The 9,568-nt window shown below is 54.9% G+C and carries 10 protein-coding genes; 1 reads left to right on the top strand and 9 read right to left on the bottom strand.

The window, feature by feature from the left end; all coding sequences use genetic code 11:
- From VEI96_04760 to VEI96_04735, 6 genes are all read right to left on the bottom strand, one after another.
- A partial coding sequence (locus tag VEI96_04760; protein ID HXX57290.1) for a DNA translocase FtsK 4TM domain-containing protein occupies positions 1-800 on the bottom strand: 800 nt, incomplete at its 3' end.
- Between the two features lie 161 nt (positions 801-961).
- On the bottom strand, positions 962-1,156 hold the full coding sequence (locus tag VEI96_04755) for a hypothetical protein (protein HXX57289.1): 195 nt from the start codon (positions 1,154-1,156) through the stop codon (positions 962-964).
- 132 nt (positions 1,157-1,288) lie between these two features.
- Positions 1,289-2,995 carry a ribonuclease J gene (locus tag VEI96_04750; GenBank protein ID HXX57288.1) on the bottom strand — a complete coding sequence of 569 codons (1,707 nt, stop codon included), beginning with the start codon at positions 2,993-2,995 and terminating at the stop codon, positions 1,289-1,291.
- A gap of 1 nt (position 2,996) precedes the next feature.
- On the bottom strand, positions 2,997-3,902 hold the full coding sequence (gene argF / locus VEI96_04745) for an ornithine carbamoyltransferase (protein HXX57287.1): 906 nt from the start codon (positions 3,900-3,902) through the stop codon (positions 2,997-2,999).
- A complete protein-coding gene (locus VEI96_04740) occupies positions 3,899-5,098 on the bottom strand; it encodes an acetylornithine transaminase (protein HXX57286.1) in 1,200 nt (399 codons plus the stop codon). The genes argF and VEI96_04740 overlap by 4 nt, the downstream gene beginning before the upstream one ends.
- Positions 5,099-5,214: 116 nt before the next feature.
- Entirely contained in the window at positions 5,215-5,817 is a 603-nt protein-coding gene (locus VEI96_04735) for a hypothetical protein (GenBank protein ID HXX57285.1), read from the bottom strand.
- A gap of 262 nt (positions 5,818-6,079) precedes the next feature.
- On the opposite strand from VEI96_04735, the gene murA reads away from it, so the two are divergent.
- Positions 6,080-7,336 (top strand): UDP-N-acetylglucosamine 1-carboxyvinyltransferase, encoded by a 1,257-nt coding sequence (gene murA, locus VEI96_04730; GenBank protein ID HXX57284.1) that lies wholly within the window; start codon positions 6,080-6,082, stop codon positions 7,334-7,336.
- Here murA and accD read toward each other — a convergent pair.
- From accD to VEI96_04715, 3 genes are all read right to left on the bottom strand, one after another.
- Positions 7,293-8,153: an acetyl-CoA carboxylase, carboxyltransferase subunit beta gene (gene accD, locus VEI96_04725; GenBank protein ID HXX57283.1), complete on the bottom strand. Its 861-nt coding sequence runs from the start codon at positions 8,151-8,153 to the stop codon at positions 7,293-7,295. The two genes, murA and accD, sit on opposite strands and share 44 nt — an antisense overlap.
- A 48-nt stretch (positions 8,154-8,201) precedes the next feature.
- Positions 8,202-8,978 carry a tryptophan synthase subunit alpha gene (gene trpA, locus VEI96_04720; protein ID HXX57282.1) on the bottom strand — a complete coding sequence of 259 codons (777 nt, stop codon included), beginning with the start codon at positions 8,976-8,978 and terminating at the stop codon, positions 8,202-8,204.
- 18 nt (positions 8,979-8,996) lie between these two features.
- Positions 8,997-9,568 (bottom strand): pyridoxal-phosphate dependent enzyme (locus VEI96_04715; protein HXX57281.1); only part of this gene is annotated, 572 nt, incomplete at its 5' end.

The raw sequence follows: 9,568 nt of genomic DNA, 5'->3' as shown, positions 1-9,568 counted from the left end.
ATCTCATCCCGCGCGGGCCTCGCTATGGGGTCAGGGGCCCGGAGAAGCTCCAGGGGAGGCAATTGATAGTCGCCCTTGAAATCTGTTTTCCCTTCTTCATGAAGAGCCTTAAGGCCGTCGTTCCCCGTCCTCTGCTTCGGTGAATCGGGCTCGGGAGCCCCGAGAGAGATGGATTCGCCATGGATGAGCGGCTCTTCGCCCGGCGGATAACTGTCTAATACGAGGGGAGGCTGAAGCACCTCGAGTTCCGCTACCGGCCCGCCATCCCCTCCGGCTTTTCCCTCCGATCTCTTCAGGATCGTCTCCACGAGGGAGACAGGGCTCAGGATAATTATCGAGGAAAGCCAGAAAGCAAGGGTGACCAGGTAAGCCCCGGGAAGCGAGAGCAGCCTCTTCAAGAGCTCAGAGGAGACGGAACCGATCACGCCTCCGGCATTATCAGCAGCGAGAACGGGAAAGGTCGAAACGATGAGGGCCGCGAAAACCGACGAGGATAGGATGAAAAGGGCCGTGCCCAGGACATAGATCCTGTGGCCGGTCTTCCCGAGTAATTTCTTCATCCCATAGAAAATGAGGGCTATGGGAAGGACAAATGCCGGAATTCCGACAGCCGTAATGAGGAAATCGGAAATATGGGAACCGACGAGGCCGCCCCAGTTATGTGTCGGGAGCGACGTGAAGACGACAAGTGAAGAATCCCATTGCGAGTAGGTACCAAGGCTCAAGGCGAGGTAGAGAGCACCTAGGAGAGAACCAACACCGACGATCTCCCGACGTATCCGCGCTATCCGCTCATTCATCTTGAGTGATTATACCAAATCGAAGCCCGGCCATGTCACCGGAAGGAGGTGCTGGGATGAAGAGCCCGCATGCGGGAATCGGCTTAGGACAGCGCTCCCCCGGAAACCTCGGCAGGCAGGAATTGAGAGGGACGTCGGGCTCGCCGTCGGGAACAAAAGTCCTATGTTTTTACGGCGACCAGAATGACCCCTAACTTCTTCTCCATCTCCTGCATCTCGCGAAGTTCCTTCTCGTTCAATGCAGCGGGTTTAAAATCATGGCAGGTGTAAGCGAGCAGTGTCTTTCCCATCGTCTGTTCCATCGATTTGATCGTCTCGAGTTTTTTCGCGTCGAGCTGCGAAAGACCGCACATCATAAGAGTTCCCCTTTCTCGGCCGGTTCGGACCGGCACCATGACGTTTCTATGAAAATACTGTACCGCCCTTTCGGCAAGGTGTCAATAAGGGAGAATCAGAGGCGGGAGGAAGGCATTGAGAACCCGGTTACCCTATACTTCAACGATGAGGGGCATGATCATCGGCCTCCGCTCCATGGTGTTCCTGAGATACTTTTTGAGAACACTCCGGAGCCTCGCCTGGAGGAGTAAGGTGTCGGTGATAATCGCCCTGTCAAGGTCCTTCAAGGTATTCGTGACGAGTTCCTTCACATCGTTGATCACGTCAGGAGACGCATCCTCGAAGATAAAACCTCTCGAGATTATCTCGGGCCCTGAAACAACGGTCCCGGTAAGTTTCTCTATGGTAACGAGGATCAGCACGATACCGTCGTGGGCCAGCCGCCGCCTGTCACGCAAGACCATATCCTCCACATCACCCATGCCCTTGCCGTCTATGAAGACCCTTCCCGCAGCTATCTTGCCGCCCCGTCTCGCTTCCGTATCGGAGATTTCGAGGACCTCTCCGTTTTCGAGGATGAATATATGGTCTTCGGGTATGCCGACCTTGTCGGCGAGCATGGCGTGATAGGCAAGGTGCCGGTATTCTCCGTGGATCGGCATGAAGTACTTCGGCCGGACCATATTCAGCATGAGTTTCAGTTCCTCCTTCGAGGCATGCCCGGATACATGGATCTCGGAGACCTTTTCGTAAATGACGTTTGCGCCGTGTCTGAAGAGGTGATTGATGATCCTCCCGATGGAGCGCTCATTGCCCGGAATGATCTTCGCGGAGAGTATTACCGTATCGCCCTTCTGGACCTTTATGATCTTGTGTTCTCCCGTTGCTATCCTCGAAAGGACGCTCATCGGCTCACCCTGACTGCCGGTGGTGATGATCACGATCTCATCATCCTTCAGGGTATTGATATCTTCCAGTCTCAGCCAGGTGTCCGGAGGGATCCTGAGATAGCCGAGGTCGAGGGCTATCTGGGAATTGGAGACCATGCTCCTTCCGCAGAGGATGACCTTTCGCCCGAACATCCCGGCAACATCGATCGCCTGCTGTATCCGGTGAATGTTCGACGCGAACGTGGCGATGATGATCCTCCCCCTTGTCTTCGAGAAGATGTCCTCGAAGGCCCTCCTCACCTCCTTCTCGGAAAAGGTGAACCCTCCCTTTTCCGCATTCGTGCTGTCGGAGAGCATGAGGAGGGTGCCCTTCTCGCCGTACTCGGCGAACCTGTGGAAGTCCATGAGCTGGCCGTCCACGGGCGTCGGATCGAGCTTAAAGTCGCCGGTATGGATAATCCTCCCCAAGGGGGTATTGATGCAAAGGCCGACTCCATCGACGATGCTATGGGTAACCCTCAGGAACTCCACCGAAAAATAGCCGAGCTGTATCGTCCCTCTCGGACTCACCGGGATGAGTCTCACATCTTCGAGGCGGTATTCGGCCAGTTTCTCTCGTATGAAACCGAGGGTCAGGGGGGTCCCGTAGATGGGGATATCGATCTCTCTCTCATCGTCGTCCGAGTCATGTCTTCTTGCCTTCGCAGAGGCGAACTCCCTCAACAGGAACGGCAGGGCGCCGGTATGATCCTCATGCCCGTGGGTGATCACTATCCCGCGGACCTTCTCTCTGTTCTCGATGACGTAGGAGAAATCGGGAATGACGAAGTCGAGACCGAGCATATCCTCTTCCGGGAACATCAGCCCGGCATCAACGATGATCATGTCGTCGGCATATTCGAAGACTGTGGAGTTGAGGCCTATCTCCTCAACGCCTCCGAGGGGAATTATGGAAAGTCTGTTTTCCAACCTACCTGATCAGAAACTCCATGAGGGCTTTCTGCGCATGAAGCCTATTTTCGGCCTGGTCAAAGACCACGCTGTGGGGGCCATCCATAACATCGTCGGTGATCTCCTCTCCGCGATGCGCAGGGAGGCAGTGGAGCACGATAACGTCTCCCTTGGCGCAGGAAAGGAGCGAATCGTTAATCTGATAAGGTCTGAACTTGGTCACCCTCTCCCCAGCCTCCTTTTCCTGTCCCATGCTGACCCACACATCGGTATAGATGACATCGGCCCTGCCTGCAGCCTCCCGAGGGTCCCTGAGGATGATGATCTCACCCTTAGCAGTCTCCCTCGCCTTGTCAAGAATATCGGAATGAGGTTCATATCCCTCAGGGCATGCCAATACGAGACTCAGCTCCATCCTGACGGCGGCCTCTATGAGCGAATTCGCCACATTGTTACCGTCGCCGATATAGGCAAGGCGAATACCCTTCAACCTTCCCTTCTTTTCGAGTATCGTCATGAGGTCGGCAAGGATCTGACAGGGGTGATGAAGGTCGGAGAGGCCGTTGATAACCGGTACGGAGGCGGAAGAAGCGAACGCTTCAAGCCTTGCATGGGCATAGGTCCTGATCACAATGCCGCTCAGGTATCGCGAGAGCGTTTTCGCCGTATCTCCCACCGTCTCTCCCCTTCCGATCTGGAGTTCACCGGAGTGGAGTGATATCGGCTGCGCCCCTAGTTGATAGATACCCGTCTCGAACGATACCCTCGTCCGTGTCGACGGCTTTTCAAAAAGAAGGCCGATGCTCCTCCCGATGAGGGGACAGGTCATTGTTCCCTCTCCCGACTTCAGTTTGAGGGCCCTGTCGAGGACCGCAGAAATCTCTTCAGAAGATAAATCCCAGAGGGTCAGGAAATCTCTCTTCATGATGCCCTCCCGAGGATGTCGTCGAGGATGTCGAGTAAATGGTCAATTTCCTTTTCCTGAACGATCAGCGGAGGCATAAACCTCAGTACATTTCCCGATGTGCAGTTAATGAGCGCCCCCCGCTCCATGCAGGCGTTCACGATGGGGGTGCATTCCCGCGTCATCTCCATCGCGACGAGGAGCCCCGCCCCCCTGACATCGGCGACCGCGTTAGGGTGCTCCTTCTTCAGTTCCTCGAGTCCCTTGAGAAAATATGACCCCATCCTTCTGCACTGATCAAGGATAAATCCGTCCTCGAGAAGGGTCTCCATGGTCGCCACACCGGCAGCGCAGGAGAAGGGATTACCTCCGAAGGTCGAACCATGGTCTCCCGGAACGAAGACAGAGGCGACCTTATCGACTGCGAGCATCGCGCCAATCGGAACTCCGCCGCCGAGCCCCTTCGCAAGGGTCACGATGTCCGGTGTGATACCGTAGTTTTCATACGCGAAGAGCCTTCCCGTTCTGCCCATCCCGGTCTGGACTTCGTCGAGTATGAGCAGTATCTTATGCTTGTCGCATAGTTCGCGGACACCCTTGAGATAATCAGGCCCCGGCAGTTTCACTCCGCCCTCGCCCTGTATCGGCTCAAGCATCACGGCACAAGTCTCGGTCGTTACCGCCTTCTTCAGCTCTTCAAGATCATTAAAATCCACATGTCTGAACCCAGGGAGCAGCGGTTCGAAACCCTTCTGGAATTTCAGCTGCCCCGTAGCGGTAAGGGTCGCGAGCGTTCTTCCATGGAACGAGTTCAGTGCCGTAATTATCTCGAAGCGGTGGCCCGAGAGGTTTTCCTTCGCATATTTCCTTGCGAGTTTTATCGCGGCCTCGTTCGCCTCCGCACCAGAGTTGCAGAAAAAGACCTTATCTGCGAAGGAATGCTCAACAAGCAGCCTCGCGAGTCTGATCTGGGGCTCATTGTGATAGTAATTGGATACATGGAGAAGCCTCTGTGCCTGTTTCTGTAGGGCCACCACAACCTTCGGGTGGCAGTGTCCGAGAACGTTCACCGCTATGCCCCCGACAAAATCGAGGTATTCCTTGCCGTCGGAACCCCAGACCCTCATGCCCCTTCCCTTCCTGAGGACGAGAGGAAACCTCTTATAGGTATTCATCAGGTAATGACCCGATTCTTCAAGGATTTTCCTCGTTTCCATAGAGAAATGATACCCGAAAAGGCCTGAAAAATCAATCTTTTGGCGCTCGGGAGGGTCGGAGCAGGCTGCCCGACAGACTTTCCTGAAGGTCGTTCAGGAAGTCTTGCAAAACGAAATTATTTCAGCACGATCGGTCTTTCCGATGATTCTTTTACGACTTCGTCCGCCTTTTTATTCTTTTCTTCAATCAGAATCTTCGCGTCGGACAGTTCTTCCTTCATCACCGCATAGGTATCCGAAAGTTCCCGGGAATAAGCAAAGAAGAGATAGACGATGACTCCGAGCGTGAGGATAAATCTGAGAACAGTACCGAGACGCTTTCGGTTCAGCGAGTTCGCCGCCTTTCCGATACCTATGAAGACAGCGAGGAATCCTATGAAGACCACGATCGAATGGAGCAATCTGCCTTCACGAACGTTCCTCACCACATCCTTCACCGTTTGCTTACCGATATACGCATCCCGCTTGTCAGGTCCCGGAACACCGCTATCCGCCTCCCCCGATTTTTGCTCGGGAGACTGTTTGTCCAACCGTTCCGAATCATTCTTCACGATGACGGCACTCTTTCTGTATTTTTCGGGAATCGAATAAAGATTGTCACAAAAGCAGATTGTCCCATTGTGGTCCACATATTTGTAGATAGCAGCAAGAGCGTTCCGCGTATGGAGAAAAGAGATGACGATGGTGAAGGCAATGAGAAAAAATAGCACTTTTTTCACAATTTCATCTTAGTATAACCTCTATGGACTGTCAACCTCTTTTTGTTAAGACGCTCGAAATCGCGCGTGCAAGATCGAGAAACCTTAACGCGCATCCGTCCGTGATGACCGGCGCAGTTTCTCCTGCAAGGAAAGGCTGAGAGGACATCGAGCGAATTTCCGATAATGATGACACATATGACCTCGCCCTCCATCTTAGGGTATAATTATCTTCATGACGCCAAGGGCTCCTATGATCTGAAGGAGCATTCCATTTTCTTTTATGGATAAACTCGTAATACAAGGCGGGGTGAAGCTGAAAGGTGAGGTAGAGATCAGCGGTGCAAAAAACGCTGCGCTGCCCATCATGGTTGCGTCCTTACTCGCCTCAGGGGAGAGCGTCGTTAACAGGATCCCTGACCTCGCGGATGTCAAGACCATGGGGAAACTCCTGAAGAACCTCGGCGCCGCCCTTCACTATGAGGCGGGGCGTCTCACCATCAGCACGGAGAAGATCAGCAATTACACGGCTCCCTATGATCTCGTCAAGACGATGCGTGCGTCGGTCCTCGTTATCGGACCCCTTCTGGCGCGCGAGGGCACAGCAAAGGTTTCCCTCCCGGGCGGTTGCGCGATCGGTGCGAGGCCGATCGACCTCCACCTCATGGGACTCAAGAAACTCGGAGCGGAGATAAAGCTTGAGGAGGGATACGTCCTCGCGAGCGCGAAGAGACTCAGGGGCGATGTGATCTATTTCGATATTCCTACGGTGACCGGCACGGAGAACCTGATGATGGCGGCCTCGCTCGCCGATGGTACCACGCTCATCGAAAATGCAGCGAGAGAGCCCGAAGTCATCGATCTTGCTAATGCCCTCAATTCGATGGGAGCGCGGGTGAAAGGCGCGGGAGAAAGTGCCATAGAGATCGAAGGGGTGAATGAGCTCAGACCGCTGACGCACGATGTTATACCCGACAGGGTCGAGGCCGGGACATTCATGACCATTGCCGCCATAACCGGCGGCGATATCCGTATCAGGAATTGTCTTCCGGAGCATAACGACGCCCTGATCACGAAACTCGGGGAGGCGGGGTCGACGATCGAGAAAGACCACCATTCCATCCGTCTCCTCGGCCCCCAGAGGCCTATCGCCCAGGATATAAAGACGATGCCTTATCCGGGTTTCCCGACTGATATGCAGGCCCAGTTCATGGCACTCATGTGCGTTGCGCAGGGGACGAGCGTCATAAGAGAGACGATATTCGAAAACCGTTTCATGCACGTGGCTGAACTGAGAAGGATGGGCGGGGATATCGATATTGAGGGGGGCATCGCCACCGTAAAGGGGGTCCCGACGCTCAGGGGCGCCGACGTCATGGCGACAGACCTCAGGGCGAGCGCCTCCCTTATTGTCGCCGGCCTCGCGGCCGAGGGAAAGACCACGATTCACCGGCTCTACCATCTCGACAGGGGGTACGAGAAGATCGAGGAAAAGCTCAGGAAGCTTGGGGCTGTTTTGGAACGGACGAAAGATGGCTGAGGAGGGCCGCAAGGGTTTCCCTCATGACCTTCCGATCGACCACCATATCGATCATTCCGTGTTCGAGTAAGAATTCAGCCCTCTGGAAATTCTCCGGCAGCTGCTGTTTAATCGTCTGCTCGATTACCCGGGGGCCCGCAAAGCCGATAAGACTCTTCGGTTCGGCTATGATGATGTCCCCCAGCATGGCAAAACTGGCGGTGACGCCGCCGAAGGTCGGGTCCGCGAGTATCGATATGAAGAGTATGCCCCCGTCCTTCAGTCTCCCCATGGCGGCCGATGACTTCGCCATCTGCATGAGGGAAAAGATCCCTTCCTGCATCCTCGCGCCTCCCGAAGATGCCACGGTTATCAGGGGGACCTTTTTTTCGATCGCCAGTTCGGCTGCCTTCACGATCTTCTCGCCGACAACAGAGCCCATGCTGCCCCCAAGAAAAGAAAAATCCATAACCGCTACTACGACCGGGTACCCCTCAATAAGCGCCTCACCGGTGATTACAGCCTCATTGAGACCGCTTCTCTTCCTGCTCTCCTTAATCCTCTCTCTGTATGAGAGCGTATCTTTGAAATTCAGGGGATCTCCCGACGTAAGATCCGCATTCGTCTCGACGAAGCTCCCGTCGTCGATCGTGAGCGTGAGTCGCTCCCGTGCGCTGATCCGGAAATGGTAATTGCATTTCGGACAGACTTTCAGATTCTTCTCTATCTCCTTCTTATAGACGATCTCCTTGCAGTTCTCGCACTTCACCCACAACCCCTCGGGGATCTTGACCTTCTTTTCTATCTTCTGTTCCCTTGTCTTCTTGAACCAGGCCATAATTCAGTTGTTTGCCTCTTCGATACTTTCACTGCACCCTGCGGACATCTACCGAATCGCCCTCCGCAACTCCAAAACAAATTCTTCGAGACCCTCGGGCGCCTCATGCAATCTCTTCACAAGGGCGCTGCCGACTATGATTCCGTCGGCGAATTCTGCGACGGAAACAGCTTCCTCCGGAGTCGAGATGCCGAAACCTACGGCAACAGGCTTTTTCGTGAGCCTGCGCACGGCTTCGAGGGACTCTTTCAGTGAAGCATCAACGGAAAGTCGGGAGCCTGTTATCCCGGTCATCGAGACATAGTAGATAAACCCCTGTGACGCCTTTGCCGCTTTTTTCATCCGGTCTTCCGTAGATGTCGGCGCAAGGAGAAATATCGTGGCAAGGCCCGCCTCCTTCGAAAGCCTCATGAGGTCACCCGCCTCATCAACGGGGAGGTCGGGGATGATGACACCGTCGACTCCGGCTTCAACCGCATCCCTGACGAACATTGCATCGCCATATTTATAGACGGGGTTGTAATAGGTCATGAGGATCAGCGGTATCTCGGTATCCTTTCTCAGCTCCCGTACAAGGCCGATAACTGTTCGCAGCGTGACAGCGGCCTGTAATGCCCTCTCTGCAGCCCGTTGAATGGTCGGCCCGTCCGCAAGAGGGTCGGTGAAGGGTACGCCGAGCTCGACAAGGTCCGCTCCGCATCGCGCGAAGAGGAGGACCGTCTCCCTCGTCTTCTCGGGGGAGGGGTCTCCCGCCATGATATACGGTATGAAGGCCTTCTTATGCTGCCTCCGCAGCTTCTTGAATGTGGCTTCTATCCTATTCATCCCCAAAATCCTCAAGACTCAGCAGATCTCGATCCCCTTGAGTCGCGCAACCTGCTGCACGTCCTTATCCCCGCGGCCCGACAGATTAATAATCACGACCCCTTCTCCGGGAACTCGCGGGGCGAGTTTCACTGCGCCGGCTATAGCATGGGCGGATTCAAGGGCGGGGATGATCCCTTCTTTTTTTGAAAGGAGTTCAAAGGCCGCCAACGCCTCCGCGTCGGTTGCATACGTGTACTCGACCCGCCCGGAATCCTTCAAAAAGGAATGCTCCGGCCCGATGGCAGCATAGTCCAGGCCCGCAGAAACAGAGTGCGTGCCGAGCACGTTGCCTGCCTCATCCTGGAGGAGAAAGGTCTTCGTTCCTTGAAAGACTCCGAGCGAGCCCCCTGCGAACCGCGCAGCGTGCTCGCCGCTCTCTATGCCTCTCCCTCCCGCCTCGACACCGATCATTCTCACCGGATCGTTTGAAAATGCGTGGAAAAGCCCCATTGCATTGCTGCCCCCGCCGACGCATGCGATGAGATAGTCGGGAAGCCTCCCTTCAGCATCGAGTATCTGCCTCCTCGCCTCCCTTCCGATCACTGACT

This window comes from Thermodesulfovibrionales bacterium (assembly GCA_035622735.1).
Classification (GTDB): Bacteria; Nitrospirota; Thermodesulfovibrionia; order Thermodesulfovibrionales; family UBA9159; genus DASPUT01.
This window is presented reverse-complemented; position numbering and strand designations above follow the sequence as displayed.

Coding starts and splice junctions, on each gene's coding strand:
- VEI96_04740 (HXX57286.1), bottom strand. CDS start 5,098: ATGGAAACGAGGAAAATCCTTGAAGAATCGGGTCATTACCTGATGAAT.
- VEI96_04755 (HXX57289.1), bottom strand. CDS start 1,156: ATGATGTGCGGTCTTTCGCAGCTCGACGCGAAAAAACTCGAGACGATC.
- accD (HXX57283.1), bottom strand. CDS start 8,153: ATGGCCTGGTTCAAGAAGACAAGGGAACAGAAGATAGAAAAGAAGGTC.
- argF (HXX57287.1), bottom strand. CDS start 3,902: ATGAAGAGAGATTTCCTGACCCTCTGGGATTTATCTTCTGAAGAGATT.
- murA (HXX57284.1), top strand. CDS start 6,080: ATGGATAAACTCGTAATACAAGGCGGGGTGAAGCTGAAAGGTGAGGTA.
- trpA (HXX57282.1), bottom strand. CDS start 8,978: ATGAATAGGATAGAAGCCACATTCAAGAAGCTGCGGAGGCAGCATAAG.